17 protein-coding genes are annotated in these 16,411 nt (G+C 70.4%); 9 read left to right on the top strand and 8 right to left on the bottom strand.

All coding sequences use genetic code 11. The features are described from left to right. Window positions 1–236 precede the first annotated feature (236 nt). Both AC2SGK_RS12090 and AC2SGK_RS12085 read left to right on the top strand, forming a co-directional pair. Window positions 237–923 carry a response regulator transcription factor gene (locus AC2SGK_RS12090; RefSeq protein ID WP_488323776.1) on the top strand — a complete coding sequence of 229 codons (687 nt, stop codon included), beginning with the start codon at window positions 237–239 and terminating at the stop codon, window positions 921–923. A 67-nt stretch (window positions 924–990) separates the two neighbouring features. Further along, window positions 991–1,275 (top strand): hypothetical protein, encoded by a 285-nt coding sequence (locus tag AC2SGK_RS12085; protein ID WP_488323775.1) that lies wholly within the window; start codon window positions 991–993, stop codon window positions 1,273–1,275. A gap of 96 nt (window positions 1,276–1,371) precedes the next feature. Here AC2SGK_RS12085 and AC2SGK_RS12080 read toward each other — a convergent pair whose 3' ends face one another. Then, window positions 1,372–2,346, bottom strand: a complete 975-nt coding sequence (locus AC2SGK_RS12080; RefSeq protein ID WP_488323774.1) for a glutathione S-transferase family protein — start codon at window positions 2,344–2,346, stop codon at window positions 1,372–1,374. A gap of 57 nt (window positions 2,347–2,403) precedes the next feature. Then, window positions 2,404–3,720, bottom strand: a complete 1,317-nt coding sequence (locus AC2SGK_RS12075) for an MFS transporter (RefSeq protein ID WP_488323773.1) — start codon at window positions 3,718–3,720, stop codon at window positions 2,404–2,406. Between the two features lie 116 nt (window positions 3,721–3,836). On the opposite strand from AC2SGK_RS12075, the gene AC2SGK_RS12070 reads away from it, so the two are divergent. Further along, window positions 3,837–4,622, top strand: a complete 786-nt coding sequence (locus AC2SGK_RS12070) for an exodeoxyribonuclease III (RefSeq protein ID WP_488323772.1) — start codon at window positions 3,837–3,839, stop codon at window positions 4,620–4,622. Here the strand turns inward: AC2SGK_RS12070 and nhaC are convergent. Continuing rightward, window positions 4,619–6,115 (bottom strand): Na+/H+ antiporter NhaC, encoded by a 1,497-nt coding sequence (nhaC, locus tag AC2SGK_RS12065; RefSeq protein ID WP_488323771.1) that lies wholly within the window; start codon window positions 6,113–6,115, stop codon window positions 4,619–4,621. The two genes, AC2SGK_RS12070 and nhaC, sit on opposite strands and share 4 nt — an antisense overlap. A gap of 138 nt (window positions 6,116–6,253) precedes the next feature. Here nhaC and AC2SGK_RS12060 point away from each other — a divergent pair, with 138 nt between their 5' ends. The 4 genes from AC2SGK_RS12060 to AC2SGK_RS12045 are packed head-to-tail and all read left to right on the top strand — an operon-like array spanning window position 6,254 to window position 8,654. After that, window positions 6,254–7,159 (top strand): tetratricopeptide repeat protein, encoded by a 906-nt coding sequence (locus AC2SGK_RS12060; protein ID WP_488323780.1) that lies wholly within the window; start codon window positions 6,254–6,256, stop codon window positions 7,157–7,159. 3 nt (window positions 7,160–7,162) lie between these two features. Further along, window positions 7,163–7,789, top strand: a complete 627-nt coding sequence (locus AC2SGK_RS12055; RefSeq protein WP_488323770.1) for an LON peptidase substrate-binding domain-containing protein — start codon at window positions 7,163–7,165, stop codon at window positions 7,787–7,789. Beyond that, complete coding sequence (locus AC2SGK_RS12050; protein WP_411838210.1) at window positions 7,786–7,974, top strand: Trm112 family protein; 189 nt, start codon at window positions 7,786–7,788, stop codon at window positions 7,972–7,974. Before AC2SGK_RS12055 ends, AC2SGK_RS12050 begins: the two co-directional genes overlap by 4 nt. Window positions 7,975–7,982: 8 nt before the next feature. Continuing rightward, window positions 7,983–8,654: a rhomboid family intramembrane serine protease gene (locus AC2SGK_RS12045; protein ID WP_488323769.1), complete on the top strand. Its 672-nt coding sequence runs from the start codon at window positions 7,983–7,985 to the stop codon at window positions 8,652–8,654. Window positions 8,655–8,667: 13 nt separating this feature from the next. Here the strand turns inward: AC2SGK_RS12045 and AC2SGK_RS12040 are convergent, their stop codons facing one another. The 5 genes from AC2SGK_RS12040 to AC2SGK_RS12020 form a co-directional block, all read right to left on the bottom strand. After that, a complete protein-coding gene (locus AC2SGK_RS12040; RefSeq protein WP_488323768.1) occupies window positions 8,668–9,444 on the bottom strand; it encodes a DUF2268 domain-containing putative Zn-dependent protease in 777 nt (258 codons plus the stop codon). 24 nt (window positions 9,445–9,468) lie between these two features. Then, entirely contained in the window at window positions 9,469–12,021 is a 2,553-nt protein-coding gene (locus AC2SGK_RS12035) for a DNA translocase FtsK (RefSeq protein WP_488323767.1), read from the bottom strand. 4 nt (window positions 12,022–12,025) lie between these two features. Continuing rightward, the gene (locus AC2SGK_RS12030; protein WP_488323766.1) at window positions 12,026–13,225 is read right to left on the bottom strand and encodes an aminotransferase class I/II-fold pyridoxal phosphate-dependent enzyme; all 1,200 of its coding nucleotides are present in this window, start codon (window positions 13,223–13,225) and stop codon (window positions 12,026–12,028) included. 97 nt (window positions 13,226–13,322) lie between these two features. Next, entirely contained in the window at window positions 13,323–14,654 is a 1,332-nt protein-coding gene (locus tag AC2SGK_RS12025; RefSeq protein ID WP_488323765.1) for an amidase, read from the bottom strand. Window positions 14,655–14,656: 2 nt separating this feature from the next. Continuing rightward, window positions 14,657–14,833, bottom strand: coding sequence for a DUF1674 domain-containing protein (locus AC2SGK_RS12020; RefSeq protein WP_411838204.1), 177 nt, complete (start codon window positions 14,831–14,833; stop codon window positions 14,657–14,659). Window positions 14,834–14,924: 91 nt separating this feature from the next. On the opposite strand from AC2SGK_RS12020, the gene AC2SGK_RS12015 reads away from it, so the two are divergent. Further along, a complete protein-coding gene (locus AC2SGK_RS12015) occupies window positions 14,925–16,160 on the top strand; it encodes an RsmB/NOP family class I SAM-dependent RNA methyltransferase (RefSeq protein WP_488323779.1) in 1,236 nt (411 codons plus the stop codon). Window positions 16,161–16,219: 59 nt separating this feature from the next. Beyond that, window positions 16,220–16,393, top strand: coding sequence for a hypothetical protein (locus tag AC2SGK_RS12010; protein ID WP_488323764.1), 174 nt, complete (start codon window positions 16,220–16,222; stop codon window positions 16,391–16,393). Window positions 16,394–16,411 lie beyond the last annotated feature (18 nt).

Raw genomic sequence — 16,411 nt, 5'->3', positions numbered from 1 at the left:
AGTCCTCCAGATGGATCCAATACGGGAATGGCGCCAGATTGCCCTCGGTTTGACAACGGTAACGGGCAGGTCGCAGCGCAGGCCCCGTTACGGCATCTCATGGGGCCCCGCGTCGTTGAAACAGTCTGAAACATAACGCACCGATCCGACAACTCCATGTGAGAAATCCGACATGGCGCTGGACGGACGGCGCGGCTGCGACCACCTCTTTGCGCAACGAGACAAAGGAGGCAAGCATGGCCGGACTGAAGAAGATCCTGCTGGTCGATGACGAGGAAGACCTGCGCGAGGCCCTGGCCGAGCAGCTGACCGCGACCGACGATTTCGAGGTGACCGAGGCCGGCAGCGGCGCCGAGGCGGTCGAGGCGACCAGGAACGCCATTTTCGACCTGGTGGTCTTGGACGTGGGTCTGCCCGACACCGACGGTCGCGAGCTTTGCAAGAAGCTGCGCAAGCTGAACGTGAAATGCCCAATCGTCATGCTGACCGGGCATGACACCGATGCCGACACGATTTTGGGCCTGGATGCGGGCGCCAACGATTACGTCACCAAGCCGTTCAAGTTCCCGGTCCTGCTGGCCCGCCTGCGCGCGCAGCTGCGCACGCATGAACAGTCCGAGGACGCCATCTTCCAGCTGGGGCCGTACACGTTCAAGCCGTCGATGAAGATGCTGATCGACGGCAAGGAGCGCAAGATCCGCCTGACCGAGAAGGAGACCAACATCCTGAAGTTCCTGTACCGCGCGCAGGACGGGGTGGTCGCCCGCGACGTGCTTCTGCACGAGGTCTGGGGCTACAATGCGGGCGTGACCACGCATACGCTGGAGACGCACATCTATCGCCTGCGCCAGAAGATCGAGCCCGACCCCTCGAACGCGCGCCTGCTGGTCACCGAATCGGGCGGCTATCGCCTGGTCGCCTGACCTGCCGCAAGGCCCCGCCCCCGTGCGGGGCCTTGTCTATCGTGCGCGGGCGCGACAGTCTGTCGGGATGATGCGCGTCGTTTCATGGCTGCTGATGGGGGTGGGCGTCGCGGGTATCGTGGCGACCTTCGTGGTTGTCAGCTACATGCTGGGATCCGCCTGCGGCTATACCAGCCCGTGCCGCCGATCGACCTCGCAGCTGTGGGGCGACTTCCTCACAAGCCACGAAAACCTGTACGTCATTGCGCCGGTCGGTTTATGCGTCGCCTTGGTCCTGGCAGGCCTGTGGTTGGGTCGGCGGGATCGCGCTCATCGCAGGGATGCGGGAACCGGGCTCAGGCTGCGGCGTTGACGACCCGAAGCCCAGTGGTCGGCGGATGCGGCCACACCCCCTCCCTCTCTGCTGCCCCGGCGTTCCCTGCGCCGGGGCGTCTTTTTGTCCCGCGCCTCAGCCGCGACCGTGCGGCGCGGTCCAGTCCGCATCCGGCCCGATGGGGATGATGCGGTGCGGGTTGATCATGTCGTGGCTGTAGTAGTAGTGCCGCGTGAAATGGTCGGGATGCACCGTCGCGGCGACGCCCGGCCACTGATACAGTTCGCGCGCCCAGCCCCACAGGTTCGGATAATCGACCACGCGGCGGCGGTTGCACTTGAAATGCGTGTGATAGACGGCATCGAACCGGGCGATGGTGGTGAACAGCCGCCAGTCCGCCTCGGTGATGCGGTCGCCGGTCAGATAGCGGTCCTTGGCCAGCAGCCCCTCGATCCAGTCGAGGCTGTCGAACAGCGGATGCACCGCCTTGTCATAGGCCTGCTGGGTCGTGGCAAAACCCGCCTTGTAGACTCCGTTGTTGACCGTGTCGTAGATGCGCTCGTTCACCGCCTCGATGCGCGCGCGCAGCGCCTCGGGCCAGTAATCGTCGGTGTTGCCGGTCACCGCGTCGAAGGCGCCGTTGAATATGCGGATGATGTCGGCGCTTTCGTTCGACACGATCCGGCCGGTCCGGCGGTCCCACAGGACGGGCACGGTGACGCGCCCCGACATGTCGGGCGTGTCCTTCAGATAGACCTCGCGCAGGTAGTCCAGCCCGAACTGCCGGTCGCCGGTGGCGCCGTCGAAATCGGTGCGGAACTCCCACCCGTCCTTCAGCATCTCGGGGTGGACGACCGAGATGTCGATGTGATCCTCCAGCCCCTTCAGCGCGCGGAAGATCATCGTGCGATGCGCCCAAGGACAGGCATGGCTGACATAGAGGTGGTAGCGGCCGGTCTCGGCGGCAAAGCCGCCCTCTCCGGTGGGGCCGGGGCTGCCGTCCGCGGTCACCCAGTTGCGGAACCGGGCGGTGTCGCGCCTGAACTCGCCCCCTGTGCTGTCGGTGTCATACCATTCGTCCTTCCAGACGCCGTCCACAAGCTGGCCCATCGGATCTCCTTTCGCTGATCTTCCGGGGCAACGGGCGGGGGGCGGCGTTGTTCCCGGTCAGCCGATGGCGCGGTCGCGCGTCTCCACCCGGATCATCAGCAGCGCCGCCGCCGCCAGGACCAGCAGCACCGCAAAGCCGCCGATGGCGATGCCGAAGCCCTGCGCGAAGACCACCGCCAGCAGGCTGGGCGCCAGGATGCCGCCAAGCCGCGCCATGGCGCTGGCGGTGCCCATGCCGGTGCCGCGCAGATGGGTGGGATACAGCTCGGGCGTGAAGGCATAGAGCGCGCCCCAGGTGCCCAAGAGCGCAAAGCTCATCACGATCAGCGCCGTGGCGACCAGCGCCGGCCCGCTGGCCACCGCGAAGAGCCCGCAGCCCGCCGCCGACAAGAGCAGGAACCCCGCCAGCGTCGGGCGGCGACCGACCGCCTCGACCCCCCAGGCCGCCAGCGCGTATCCCGGCACCTGCGCCAGCGCCAGCACCACGAGGAAGCCGTATCCGCGCACGAAGCCGAAGCCTTCGGTCGCCAGCTGCCCCGGCACCCAGACAAAGACCCCGTAATAGGACAGCGACACCAGGAACCACACCGCCAGCACGCCGATGGTCGCGCGCCGCAGCGGGGCCGCCATGATCGACGTAGCACCTCCCGACGGCACCGGTGCGGGACGCAGATGCGCGTTGGCGGGCAGCGGCATGGCACCGTTCACGGCCAGCACGCGGTCGATGACGGCGCGCGCCTCGGCCTGGCGGCCCTTGCGGACCAGATACATCGGGCTTTCGGGAATCCAGAACCGCAGCACGAAGCCGATCAGCGCCGGCAGCGCCGCGACCAGGAAGATCCAACGCCACGGCGCGCCCGCGCCCAGGGTCGCCGCCGCCCAGGCCGTCAGCGCCACGACGATGGTGCCCACCGCCCAGAACCCCTCCAGCCAGACCAGCCAGCGGCCGCGGTTCTTGGGCGGCAGGAACTCGGCCATCATCGCATAATCGACGGGCAGCGTGCCACCCACCGCCACCCCGGTCAGGAAGCGCAGGATCAGCAGCCAGGTGAAGTCCCCCGCCAGCACCGAGGCCAAGCCGAAGACCGCATCCATCGCGACGGTGCCGATCAGCACCCATCGTCGCCCGATCCGGTCGGCCAGCCGCCCGAAGCCGAAGGCGCCCAGGAACATGCCCAAGAAGAACACCGTGCCGATCTGCAGCGCGGTCACGCGCTCGACCCCGAAGGTGGCCGCGATCGAGGGCGCGGCGAAACCCACCGCGATGACCTGCATCGCGTCCGCCGCCCAGACCAGCCCGAAGATGCCCAGAAGGCGCCACTGGAACCGGCCCGTGCCGCCGCGCGTCAGCGCCTCGTCGATGGTGATCTTCATGGCCATTCCCCCCAATCCCCGCGCCCCTTGCATAGCGCGCGGGGATCATATGGCAAGCCCGCGCCTCGACAGGGCGGACCCGCGCGGCTAGGGTCCGCGCCCAAAGGAGCCCGCCCATGTTCACCATCGCCACCTGGAACATCAACTCGGTCCGCCTGCGCGAGGGTCTGGTCGCCCGCCTGCTGGAGGAGGAGGCGCCCGACATCCTCTGCCTTCAGGAATGCAAGTCGCCGGTCGAGAAGATCCCCCTGACCCGGTTCGCGGAGCTGGGCTATACCCATATCGTGGCGCGCGGGCAGAAGGGCTACAACGGCGTGGCGATCCTGTCGCGTCTGCCGCTGGAGGATGCGGGCGACCGCGACTATGCGCAGCTGGGCCATGCGCGCCACGTCGCCGCCCGGCTGGAGAACGGGGTGGTGATCCACAACATGTACGTCCCCGCGGGCGGCGACATCCCCGACCGCGAGCAGAACCTGAAGTTCGGGCAGAAGCTGGATTTCCTGACCGAGATGCGCGACGTGTTCCACGCCGACCGCCCGACCCGGTCGATCCTGGTGGGCGACCTGAATATCGCCCCGCGCGAGGACGACGTCTGGTCGCACAAGCAGTTGCTGAAGATCGTCAGCCACACGCCCGTGGAGGTCGAGCATCTGCTGGCCGCGCAGGATGCCGGCGGTTGGGTGGACATCACCCGGCAGGACATCCCGCAGGGCCTGCTGTACAGCTGGTGGAGCTATCGCGCCAAGGACTGGGACGCGGCCGACAAGGGCCGGCGGCTGGACCATATCTGGGCCACCGCCGACATCGCGGGCGCCGCCCATGGCAGCCGCATCCTGCGCCCCCTGCGGGGCTGGGAGGCGCCCAGCGACCACGTCCCGGTCATGGCTAGCTTCGACCTCTAGGCGTTCTCGCCCAGGGCGTGATCGCACAGGTCCAGCACGTCCTCGTTCTGGCGGTCCCACTCGCGGCGTTCGGCATCGGTCGCCTGGGGCGAGAACCAGCCGGTGACCGCGTAGAGGATGCCGATCAGCGGCGCCGTCCAGCAGGCGAAGGCCAGCGGGATGTAGAGTAGGTTCGTCAGGTTGCCGTCCATCACGCCCAGCGACAGGGCGGTGATGACGAAGGCCCCGCCCGCGTTCCACGGGATCAGCGGCGACATCAGGGTGCCCCCCTCCTCGACCGCGCGGGACAGGTTCAGCGTGGAATAGCCCATGCCGCGGTACAGCGGTGCATACATCCGCCCCGGCAGCGCGATCGAGATATAGGGATCGCCCGCCACCACGTTGGTGGCGAAGGCGGTGCCGATGGCGCTGCTCTGCACGGCGGCAAAGCTTTTGACGCGGCCGATGATGGCGTTGATGATCGCCTCCAGGCAGCCCGTCCGCTCCAGCGCGCCGCCAAAGCCCAGCGCGATCAGCATCAGCGAGATGGTCCACATCATCGACTGGATGCCGCCCGCGTTCAGCAGGCTGTCGATGTCGGCCACGCCCGTCTCGATCGCATAGCCGGACTGGGCATAGGCGAAGACGTCGTGCAGCCCCGCGCCCTGCAGGAAGATCGCGATGATCCCGCCCAGCAGCACCCCCGCGAACAGCGAGGGCAGCGGCGGGCGGCGCGTGACGGCCAGCACGATCACCACCAGCGCCGGGATCATCGGCACCCAGCCCAGCGTGAACTGCGCGGCCAGCGTGTCGGTGATCGCGTCGATGCGCGCCATGCTGGTCTCGGCCGGAGAGATCAGCCAGGTCCCCGCGATGAAGTAGATGACCAGCGCGATCAGCATCGCCGGCACGGTGGTGGGCAGCATGTTGCGGATGTGATCGAAGATGTTCACCCCCGTCACCGCCGGCGCCAGGTTCGTCGTGTCCGACAGCGGAGAGATCTTGTCGCCGAAGAACGCCCCCGACACGACCGCCCCCGCCGTCCAGTAGGCCGGGATGCCGAAGCCCGCGCCGATGCCCATCAGCGCGACGCCCACGGTGCCCACCGTGCCCCAGCTGGTGCCCAGGGACAGCGACACGACGGAACACAGCGCCATCGCCGCGACCAGGAAGATCTGCGGGTTCAGCAGCGTCAGCCCGTAATAGATCAGCGTCGGCACCGTGCCCGACGCGATCCAGACCCCGATGATCATGCCCACCACGATCAGCACCGACAGCGACGGCATGGACACGTGGATGACGTGGAAGATCCCCTCGCGGATGTCCATCCAGCCCTGCCCGCGCAGGACGCCCAGCAGGCCGGTGATGGCCAGGCCCAGGATCAGCGGGATGTGCGGGGTGAAATCGCCGTAATAGAACAGCTGCAGCGCCAGCAGCCCCAGCGTCAGCACGATGGGCAGCAGGGCCAGCCACAGCGGCGGCAGACCCGGCCGGGTCGGGGGTGTCTCTGTCATGGTCGGTGTCCTTCTTGTTTTCACACGGCCGTGAGGGTTGCGTGATCGCAACGCGAAAACCGGCCCTTTCGTTCAGCCGCCAAGCGCCCCATATTGCGGGGGAACACGCCAACCGAACCAGACGGGGCCAGGATGACCATGCTTTTCGACGGGGCGCAGGCGCCCAAGACCGACGATTTCATCAAGGACGTGACCGAGGCCACCTTCATGGCCGAGGTCGTCGAGGCGTCGATGAAGACCCCGGTCATCGTCGATTTCTGGGCGCCGTGGTGCGGGCCGTGCAAGACGCTCGGCCCCGCGCTGGAGGCCGAGGTCGCCCGCCACAAGGGCCGCGTGCGCATGGCCAAGATCAACGTGGACGAGAACCAGATGATCGCGGGCCAGCTGCGCGTGCAGTCGATCCCGACGGTCTATGCCTTCTTCCAGGGCCAGCCCGTCGATGCCTTCCAGGGCGCGATCCCGCCCAGCCAGATCAAGCAGTTCGTGGACAAGCTGGCCGCCATGTCGGGCGATGACGGGGGCCTCGCCGATGCCATCGCCGCCGCCGAGCAGATGATCGAGGACGGCGAGACCGCCGATGCCGTCGAGACCTTCACCGCCATCATCGGCGAGCTGCCCGACAGCCCCGAGGCCTGGGGCGGGCTGATCCGCGCCCATCTGGCGGCAGGCGACCACGCCGCCGCCGCAGCGACCCTGACGCAGGTGCCCAGCCCGCTGGCCCATGCCGGCCCCGTGGAGGCCGCGCGCGCCCAGCTGGCCCTGGCCCAGCAGGCCGCCAGCGCCGGTCCCCTGGACGATCTGGCCGCCCGCGTCACGGCCGATCCCGCCGATCAGCAGGCCCGTCTGGAATACGCGCAGGCGCTGCATGCCGCGGGCCGGCTGGAGGAGGCCATCGACATCCTGCTGGACAGCTTCCGCCGCGACCGCGACTGGAACGACGGGGCCGCCAAGGCGCAGCTGATCACCATCTTCGACAGCCTCAAGCCCACCGATCCCATCGGGCAGAAGGGCCGCCGCCGCCTGTCGTCGCTGATCTTCGCCTGAGCCATGCCGCCGCGTTTCGACCTTCCCGACCGCATCCCGCTGTTCCCGCTGCCCGGCGCCGTGCTTATGCCGCGTGCCCGGATGCCGCTGCACATCTTCGAGCCGCGCTATCTGCAGATGCTGGAGGACACGCTGCGGACCGACCACCGCCTGATCGGCATGATCCAGCCCGAGGGCGACGGCCTGGCCGCCATCGGCTGCGCGGGGCGCGTGGTGGCCTTCTCCGAGACGGATGACGGGCGGATGATGATCTCGCTCGGCGCGGTGTCGCGCTTCCGTCTGCAGGAGGTCGAGGAGGGCTTCGCCCCCTATCTCCAGGGGCGCGTGGACTGGTCGTCCTTCGACCGCGACCGCGGCGGCGCCGAGCAGGACCGCGGCCTGGACCGGGATGCGGTCTTCGCGCTGCTGAACCGTTTCATGCAGGCCAATGCGCTGTCCACCGATTGGGACGCCGCCGCGCAGGCCGAGGATGAGCTGCTGATCAACTCCCTGTCGATGATGCTGCCCTTCGGCCCCGGCGACAAGCAGGCGCTGCTGGAATCCCCCACCCTGTCGGACCGGCGCGAGCTGCTGGTCGGGCTGATCGAGTTCGCCCTGCACGGCGGAGAGAACGAGGACCGACTGCAATGACCGAACCCGCCTTCGACCGCGCCATGATCGAGGCGCTGGTCTGCCCCGTGACGCACACCACCCTGTCCTACGACGCCGCCCGGCAGGAGCTGGTGTCGCGCGCGGCGGGCCTGGCCTTCCCGATCCGCTCGGGCATCCCGATCATGCTGATCGACGAGGCCCGCCAGATCCGCGCCGACGACTGACCCGCCGGATGAACGCCCCCCAGGCCCTGGACGACCGCCCCGTGGCGATCCCGCGCATCGCCCGGCCCGGACCGCTGCGCCTGCCTTTGTGGCTGCGCGCGGTCGTGCTGCTCTGCTGCCTCGTGGAGGCCGCGACCCAGATCGCCCCCCTTCTGGGCTTCGAACGGGCGCGTGTCGCCGGGGTGCTTCTCGGCGGCTTCTGGACGCCGCTTCTGCAGGGGGGCGTCGGGCTCTATCCTGGTCAGGGCGTGCTGATGTTCCTGACCTATGGCCTCCTGCATGCGGGGCTGCTGCATCTGGCGATGAACATGATCTCGCTGGTGGCGGTGGGACGCGAGCTGCAGCGGATGATCGGCTCGGCGCGGATGGCGCTGGTCTATGCGCTGACCCAAGTGGCCGCCGCGCTGACCTTCGCGGTCATGGCGCCGCAGGCGGGTCCCATGGTGGGTGCCTCCGGCGCGATCTTCGGTCTGGCCGGGGCGCTGGTCGGACATGCGGCGGTGACGCTGCGCCGCCGCCACCTCTCGACCGGGCCGCTGGTGCGCTCGGTCGGGCTGCTCCTGGTGCTGAACATTGCGCTGACGCTGCTGTTGCCCTCGATCGCCTGGCAGGCGCATCTGGGCGGCGGGGTCACCGGGCTGCTTCTGGGCGCCGCCATGGCGCTGACCCCGCGCCGCTGAGCGCGGGCGCGGATCACTCCGGTCGGGGGGTCCGGGGGGCTGGCCCCCCGGCGTCGCGGGACGCAACCGGCTCGGCCTCCGCCTCGGGCGCCGTGCCCTCCGCAGGCTCGGCCACCGCCTCGGGCTCCGCATCGGCCTCGACCGGAGCCTCCTCCTCGATCCCCTCCATCGCCATCAGGCGGCGCAGCGCCTGCCGGAACGCGTCGGCCGGGGCATGGACCAGCAGCGCCGCATCCTGCCCCTCGGCCAGATGCTCGGCCACCAGCCGGTGCCCCAGGCCAAAGCCTGTCCATTTCCGCATCCGCCCGCGACCGAGGAACCATTCGCCGATGTCGTGGTCGCGCCGCGCCCAGCCCGCCGCCGCCTGCTTCAGCGTCCCCGAGACCGGCCTGACCTGATCCCAAGGATCTGCCGGCCCGCCCATCACCTGCAGCACGAAATGCCCCGCCAGCCCCTCGCCGACCAGCGCCTCGCCCAAGGACGGCCCGTGCCCCGGCCCCTCCCACCGGGCCAGCCGGTGCATCTGGCGGACCAGCGTGCGGCGGAAATGCTCCGGCGTGACGCGGGCGGGGTCCAGCACCAGCTCGATGATGCCGGGGGTGGGCGCCTGACCCGCGATGCCCCAGTCCGGGACCCCGTGATCGCCCGCCCGCACCACCAGGTCGAAGCGCGGCAGGTCCAGATGCGCCTCGACCAGCGCCACGACCTCGCGGGCATGGGCGCGGATCTCGGCCATGATGGGCGTCAACGCGCCGCGCGCGTTCAGCATGTGCAGCTGCCAGATCGGCATGGCTCTCTCCTCGGGCCCCCTCGGTCAGACCTCGGGGACCAGCACCTCGCGCTTGCCGACATGGTTGGCGGGGCTGACCACGCCCTGCTCCTCCATCTGCTCAACCAGCCGCGCCGCCTTGTTGTAGCCGATAGCCAGCTTGCGCTGGATGTAGCTGGTCGAACATTTGCGGTCCTTGGCGACGATCATCACCGCCTGATCATAAAGCGCATCGTCCCCGCCATCGCCGCCGCCCAGGCCCAGCACCGCGTCGATGTCGTCGGCCTTGTCATCCTCGGGGCCCTCGACCACGCCCGACTTGTAGCTGGGCGGCCCGAAGGATTTCAGATGCGTCACCACCTCCTCGACCTCCTCGTCGCTGACGAAGGGGCCGTGGATGCGGGTGATCCGCGCGCCGTTGCCCATGTAGAGCATGTCGCCCTGACCCAGCAGCTGCTCGGCCCCCTGCTCGCCCAGGATGGTGCGGCTGTCGATCTTGGAGGTCACCTGAAAGCTGACCCGCGTGGGGAAGTTCGCCTTGATCGTGCCGGTGATGACATCGACGGACGGGCGCTGCGTGGCCATGATCAGGTGGATGCCCGAGGCGCGGGCCATCTGCGCCAGGCGCTGAATGCAGGCCTCGATCTCCTTGCCCGCGACCATCATCAGGTCGGCCATCTCGTCCACGACCACGACGATATAGGGGAAGGTCTCGGGCTGGAACTCCTCGGTCTCCCAGATGGCGTCTCCGGTATCCTCGTCGAAGCCGGTCTGGACGGTGCGCTTGAACATCTCGCCCTTGCGCAGGGCCTCGATGACGCGGCCGTTGTAACCTTCGATGTTGCGCACGCCCATCTTGGACATCTTGCGATAGCGGTCCTCCATCTCTCCGACGACCCATTTCAGCGCGACGACGGCCTTCTTGGGGTCGGTGACGACCGGGGACAGCAGATGCGGGATGCCGTCATAGACCGACAGTTCCAGCATCTTGGGGTCGATCATGATCAGCCGGCATTCGTCCGGCGTCAGCTTGTAGAGCAGCGACAGGATCATCGTGTTGATCGCGACCGATTTGCCCGACCCGGTGGTGCCCGCGATCAGCAGATGGGGCATCTTGGCCAGGTTCGCCACGACCGGATCGCCGCCGATATCCTTGCCAAGCGCCAAAGGCAGCGGCTGCGTGCCGTCACCGAAGGCGCGGGAGGCAAAGATCTCGCGCAGCAGCACCTTCTCGCGTTTCGCATTGGGCAGTTCGATCCCGATGACGGTGCGGCCGGGGACCGTGCTGACGCGGGCGGACAGGGCCGACATGGAGCGCGCGATGTCATCGGCCAGGCCGATCACGCGGCTGGCCTTCAGGCCCGGCGCGGGTTCCAGCTCGTAAAGCGTCACGACCGGGCCGGGGCGGACCTCGGTGATCTGGCCCTTGACGCCGTAATCGTCCAGCACCGCCTCCAGCATGCGGGCGTTCTCCATCAGCGCCTCCTGCGACACCGGCACGGCACCGCTGGCCGAGGGCGCCGACAGCAGCGCCAGCGGCGGGCGCTCATAGGCGGGGCCGCTGTCCTCGGGGCGCGGCAGGGGATCGGCGCGGCGGGGGGCGGGACGGGCGGTCTCGGCGGCGGGCAGCGGCGCGGGGATGTCGGCGGCGGGGGTCGCGCCGTCGCGGACCAGACGCTGCGCCACCACCTTCAGGACTGAGGTCTTGGCCGTGCTGGACCGGATCGCGTCGCTGATGCGGCCGCGCACCTCCGCCTCGGAGGGCGGGTCCGCGTCGAAGTCGATGTCGCGCTCGATCAGCTCCGGCTCGATCAGTTCGGGCTCGGGCATCTCGGCCTCCAGCTCGAATTCCGGCGGCGGGGCGGGGCGGCGACGCGCAGCGACGACCGGGGCCGCGCGGGGCGCGTCGGGGGCCGGCTCGGCCGGCTTGCGCATCCGTGCGACGCCACGCTGCGCAGCCAGCGCACCCAGGGCCGCGCCCTGCACCGCCGTCATCAGCCCCGCGCGGAAGCGCAGCCACAGCGCCGACAGCTCGGCCCGGTCGAAGCCCAACACGAAGGCCCCCGCCGCCAGCGTCGCCGCCGCGACCAGCAGGCCCGACAGGCGGATGCCCAGCTGCGCCTTCATCGGCAGCAGGTTCAGCATCGCCCCCATGACCATGTCGCCGAAATGCCCGCCTAGGCCATAGTTCTGCTGCCAGCCGGGACCGGGCACCAGCGTGCTGGCATAGACCGACACCAGCGCCACCGCGATCGGCGTGAAGACCGCGCGCATCACCCGCTCCTCGCCCCGGTGCAGCATCATGCGCAGGCCCCAGACCCAGGCCGCGACGACCAGCATCCAGGCCCCCAGTCCCGCGATCATGATCAGCGCCGAGGCGATCATCGCCCCGACCCCGCCCATCAGGTTCTGCGCCGGAGCGTCGGTGGCCGATCCGAAGGCCGGATCGTCGGGCGACCAGCTGCCCAGCATCATCGCGACCAGGATGCCCAGCACGATCAGCCCGGCGCCGATCGCCTCTTTGCCGCGCCGCTCCAGCGCGGTGCGGGTGGATTGGTCGAACAGCGGGTCGCGGTGTTTCGCCTGCCAGCTTGCCATGTCGTCAGCCCCCCGCCCCGTCGTAAAGAACCGCCCGCAGCCGGGTCAGCGCGTCCCGCGTCTGATCGGCATCGGCGACCAGCGCCACCCGCACGAATCCCGCGCCCGGATTGGCGCCGTCCACGTCGCGCGACAGATAGGCCCCCGGCAGCACCTGGATGCCCGCCCGCGCCCAGAGATCGCGCGCCGCCCGTTCGCCGTCCTCGACCGGCAGCCACAGAAAGAACCCGCCCTCGGGCGCCAGATAGCCCGGAATGTCGCCCAGCACCGCATCGGCGATGGCGTATTTCTGCTGGTACAGCGCACGAGACGCGTCGACATGCGCCTCGTCGCTCCAAGCGGCGGCGCTGACCCGCTGCAGCGGCAGCGGCAGCGGCGCCCCGGCATAGTTGCGCAGCTGCCGCAGCCGCGCGACCTGCGCCGCCCCGCCCGCCGCGAAGCCCGAGCGCAGCCCCGGCAGGTTCGACCGCTTGGACAGCGAATTGACCATCACCACCCGGTCGGGCAGGCCCATCGCCGTGGCCACCGCCAGGGCGCCCGGTGGCGGCGCATCGCGCCAGATCTCGGAATAGCATTCGTCCGACAGGATCAGGAAATCGTGACGCTCGGCCAGCGCCACCAGCGTCTCCAGATAGGCGCGTCCCGCGACCGCCCCCTGGGGGTTGGCGGGCGAGCACAGATAGGCGACCCCCACCCGGTCCAGAAGCGCCGGGTCCAGGGCCGCGTAATCGGGCAGGTTGCCCGTCTCGGGCGTCGCGGGGACGAAGATCGGATCGGCCCCGACCGCCGCGGCCGCCACCGCATAGACCTGATAGAAGGGATTGGGAATCAGCACCGCCGCGCGCTGGCCGTTCCTGGTCTCCGGGCACAGCGCCAGGGCGGCGTTGAACAGCCCCTCGCGCGTGCCGTTCAGCACCATCAGCCGCTCGGGCGCGACGTCCAGCCCGTGCCGCCGCCCCAGCCAGCCGCCGATCGCGGCCAGAAGGTCGGGCGCGCCCTCGTTCGGGGGGTATTTCGCGAATCCCGCCAGGCTGTCGGCCAGGATCGGGCCGACGAAATCGGGCATCGCGTGGCGCGGCTCTCCGATGGTCAGAATCGTGGGCTGCGCGCCGGGTTCCAGACCCGGCGTGATGTCCGCCAACAGCGCCCGCAGCCGCGGGAACGCGTAATCCGGCAGGTTCGAGAACCGCGCGGGGAATGCCATCTCTGCCTCGCTTTCCGGGGTCTGCGCCCCGTTCCTTGGGCGAAACAGTAGCGTGATCGCGCCCTTGCGTCCAGCGCCGAGGCCGCCCCGGCCGCGATCAGCCCGCCAGCGCCGCCTCCGCGCCCGCGGCCACGCGCAGCAGGTGCCGGTCATGGCCCGCATGGCCCATCAGCGACAGCCCGCAGGCCGGATGCCCGGTCGGCAGCGTCACCGAGGGCAGGCCCATCAGGTTGGCGATGCGCGTGTTGCGCAGGGTCAGCAGGTTCGCACGCACGAACTCGGCCGAATCCTCCATCAGCCGCGCCGTCGCGGGCGGCAGGATCGGCACCGTGGGCACCAGCACCGCGTCAAAGCCGCCGGTCACCTCCTTGACCCATTTGCGCCGGATGCGGGCCAGGCTCTCCCAGGCCGCGACGTAATCGGGGCCGCTGACATCGGCGCCGCCGCGGAACCGCTCCAGGATGGGCGGCCACATCAGTTCGGGCGCATCCTCGATCTGGGCGCGCCAGATGCCATAGGCCTCGGGCGCGAAGAGCTGCGGCGAGAGCGCCATGGCCTTGTCCAGCCAGTCGGTCGAGACATGCGCGATCTGCGCCCCGGCGCGGGCCAGCCGCTCGACCGCGTCCTGGAAGGCCGCGACCGGCCCGGCCTCGGCCCCGTCGAAGGGCAGCCCCTCCAGCACCATCAGGCGCAGCCCCGCCACGCCGGCCCCCTCCAGGTCCGGGGCCGGCTGGTCGGCCAGGATGGCGAAGATCTGGGCGCAGTCCTCGACGCTGCGGGCGATGGGCCCGGCCACGTCGAAGCGGCGCGCCAGCGGCACGACGCCCTTTTCGGGCAGAGCGCCGTGGGTGGGCTTGAACCCCACCAGCCCGTTCCAGGCCGCAGGCACCCGGATCGAGCCGCCGGTATCGGTGCCCACCGCCGCCGCCGCCAGCCCGAGCGCCACCGACACCGCCGCCCCGGAGGACGACCCTCCCGGCGCCAGATCGGGGTCCAGCGCATTGGGCGGGGTCGCGGTCTGCGGGTTCAGGCCCAGCCCGGAAAAGGCCAGCTCGGTCATGTGCGTCTTGCCCAGGCAGACGGTGCCCCGGCGGGCGGCGCGGGCCAGGATGTTGGCGTCCTTGCGCGGCACGCGCCCCTCCAGCAGGCGCGACCCGGCCTCGGTCACCGTGCCGCCGCTGTCGATATTGTCCTTCCAGCTGATGGCCACGCCGTCCAGCAGGCTGTGGCGGCGCTCCTGCTTGGCGCGGTCATGGGCGGCCACGGCCTCGGACCGGGCGCGGGCGGGGGTCAGCCGGGCATAGATGCGCGCGCAGTCGGGGTGATCCTTCGCGGCGGCCAGATAGGCCTCGGTCTGGTCGATGGGGTCCAGGACGCCCGCCAGGATGGCGCGGCCCTGCTGGGTCGCCGATGCGCGCAGCCAGTTCATGCTCAGAAATCCACCGCGATGCCGTTCTTTTCGTAATCGCCGTAGCGGACGGGCTCCGGCCCCTCGCGGCCGCCATATTCCTTGGGCAGGATCTGGGCGGCGCGGGCGCGGCGGCGCTCCTCGGCCTCGGCCAGGGCGCGCGCGGCGGCGGGCGGAAGGTCGGGTTTGGCATCGCTCATGGAACAATCCTCCGAATGAGGCTATGGGGCGGGATCAGTCTTGAGCATCACTTAGGCAAAGGAAAGCGTTTTGGCAAAGCCGGGCGGCGATATGGCGCGAATGGGCGCGTTGCGATTGATCCAGGGCGTGCGCGAGGGGCGCGCGCTCTCCGACCAGCCCGGCACGCTGCGCGCCCTGACCGTGGCCGACCAGGCCCGCGCCGCGCGGCTTGCGGCCGAGACGCTGCGCCATCAGGGCCGCGCCGACCGGGTCATCGACCCGCTGGTCGCCCGCAAACCCGCGCCCCAGATCGCCGATGTCCTGCGCCTGGCCGTGGTCGAGATGCTGGAGCTGGGCGCCCCCGCCCATGGCGTCGTGGGCGCGGCGGTCGATCTGACCCGCACCCTGGGCAAGCGCGGCCAGGCGGCGGCCGGCATGGTGAACGCCGTGCTGCGCAAGGCGTCGAACCATCCCGGTTGGGCCGACCTGCCGCCGCAGCCCCTGCCCGAATGGCTGCGCCCCGCGCTGGAGGAGGCCTACGGCCCCGCCATCCTGACCGCGATGGAGGCCGCCCACCAACGCGGCGCGCCCATCGACCTGACCCTGAAGCCCGGCACCACCCCCCCGCCGGGGGCCGAGGCCCTGCCCACCAGATCGTTCCGCCTGCACGGGCCGGTCCATGTCAGCGCCCTGCCGGGCTATGACAGCGGCGACTGGTGGGTGCAGGACGCCGCCGCCGCCCTGCCCGCGCGCCTGCTGGACCCGCAGCCCGGCGAGCGTGTCGTGGACCTCTGCGCCGCGCCGGGCGGCAAGACGCTGCAGCTGGCCGCTGCCGGGGCGCAGGTCACCGCGCTGGACATCAACGAGGCGCGCCTGCGGCGCGTGACCGAGAACCTGACCCGCTGCCGCCTGACGGCCGATCTGGTCGCCGCCGATGCGCTGGACTGGCGGCCTGCGACGGCGCCGGACGCGATCCTGCTGGACGCGCCCTGTTCGGCCACGGGCACCATCCGCCGCCACCCCGACCTGCCCTTCATCCGCGACGGCCACGGCATCGCCGAACTGATCGAGCTGCAGGCCGCGATGCTGGATCACGCCCTGTCGATCCTGCGCCCGGGCGGTCGGCTGGTCTTTGCCACCTGCTCGCTGATCCCCGACGAGGGCGAGGTGCAGATCGACGAGGTCCTGGCCCGCCATCCCGGCCTGACCGTGGAGCGTCCCGACCTGCCCGGCATCGACCCCGCCTGGATCACCGAGGAGGGCGGGCTGCGTCTGCGCCCCGATCACTGGGCCGACAGGGGCGGCATGGACGGCTTCTACATGGCCCGGCTGCGCAAGCCCGGCTGACGGGAACCGTCGGGCGGCCCCGCGGATTGATCCGGCGGACCCATCACGCGGAGGATGCCATGCGCCTGACCACCATCGCCGTCGGACTGAAACTGGCCCAGGCCGTGCTGCGCACGCGCGGCGCGACCACCGCCGCGCGCGGCGCGGGGGGGCTTGCCTCCGGGATCGGCACCGCCGTGATGATCGTCAGCGCCCTGCAGCTGGCCCGGCAGGTCTTCGGCCGCCGCCGCTAAGCGGCTGGACGGCGCGCG

It is taken from the genome of Paracoccus sp. NIOT.M2S5SZ12, from assembly GCF_057748165.1.
Note: the sequence above shows the minus strand (reverse complement) of the source record. Positions and strands in the feature narration are given on the sequence as shown.

What these genes read in the sequence shown, in the direction of transcription:
- AC2SGK_RS12090 (WP_488323776.1), top strand. Translation starts at nt 237, where the DNA reads ATGGCCGGACTGAAGAAGATCCTGCTGGTCGATGACGAGGAAGACCTG.
- AC2SGK_RS12085 (WP_488323775.1), top strand. Translation starts at nt 991, where the DNA reads ATGATGCGCGTCGTTTCATGGCTGCTGATGGGGGTGGGCGTCGCGGGT.
- AC2SGK_RS12080 (WP_488323774.1), bottom strand. Translation starts at nt 2,346, where the DNA reads ATGGGCCAGCTTGTGGACGGCGTCTGGAAGGACGAATGGTATGACACC.
- AC2SGK_RS12075 (WP_488323773.1), bottom strand. Translation starts at nt 3,720, where the DNA reads ATGAAGATCACCATCGACGAGGCGCTGACGCGCGGCGGCACGGGCCGG.
- AC2SGK_RS12070 (WP_488323772.1), top strand. Translation starts at nt 3,837, where the DNA reads ATGTTCACCATCGCCACCTGGAACATCAACTCGGTCCGCCTGCGCGAG.
- nhaC (WP_488323771.1), bottom strand. Translation starts at nt 6,115, where the DNA reads ATGACAGAGACACCCCCGACCCGGCCGGGTCTGCCGCCGCTGTGGCTG.
- AC2SGK_RS12060 (WP_488323780.1), top strand. Translation starts at nt 6,254, where the DNA reads ATGCTTTTCGACGGGGCGCAGGCGCCCAAGACCGACGATTTCATCAAG.
- AC2SGK_RS12055 (WP_488323770.1), top strand. Translation starts at nt 7,163, where the DNA reads ATGCCGCCGCGTTTCGACCTTCCCGACCGCATCCCGCTGTTCCCGCTG.
- AC2SGK_RS12050 (WP_411838210.1), top strand. Translation starts at nt 7,786, where the DNA reads ATGACCGAACCCGCCTTCGACCGCGCCATGATCGAGGCGCTGGTCTGC.
- AC2SGK_RS12045 (WP_488323769.1), top strand. Translation starts at nt 7,983, where the DNA reads ATGAACGCCCCCCAGGCCCTGGACGACCGCCCCGTGGCGATCCCGCGC.
- AC2SGK_RS12040 (WP_488323768.1), bottom strand. Translation starts at nt 9,444, where the DNA reads ATGCCGATCTGGCAGCTGCACATGCTGAACGCGCGCGGCGCGTTGACG.
- AC2SGK_RS12035 (WP_488323767.1), bottom strand. Translation starts at nt 12,021, where the DNA reads ATGGCAAGCTGGCAGGCGAAACACCGCGACCCGCTGTTCGACCAATCC.
- AC2SGK_RS12030 (WP_488323766.1), bottom strand. Translation starts at nt 13,225, where the DNA reads ATGGCATTCCCCGCGCGGTTCTCGAACCTGCCGGATTACGCGTTCCCG.
- AC2SGK_RS12025 (WP_488323765.1), bottom strand. Translation starts at nt 14,654, where the DNA reads ATGAACTGGCTGCGCGCATCGGCGACCCAGCAGGGCCGCGCCATCCTG.
- AC2SGK_RS12020 (WP_411838204.1), bottom strand. Translation starts at nt 14,833, where the DNA reads ATGAGCGATGCCAAACCCGACCTTCCGCCCGCCGCCGCGCGCGCCCTG.
- AC2SGK_RS12015 (WP_488323779.1), top strand. Translation starts at nt 14,925, where the DNA reads ATGGCGCGAATGGGCGCGTTGCGATTGATCCAGGGCGTGCGCGAGGGG.
- AC2SGK_RS12010 (WP_488323764.1), top strand. Translation starts at nt 16,220, where the DNA reads ATGCGCCTGACCACCATCGCCGTCGGACTGAAACTGGCCCAGGCCGTG.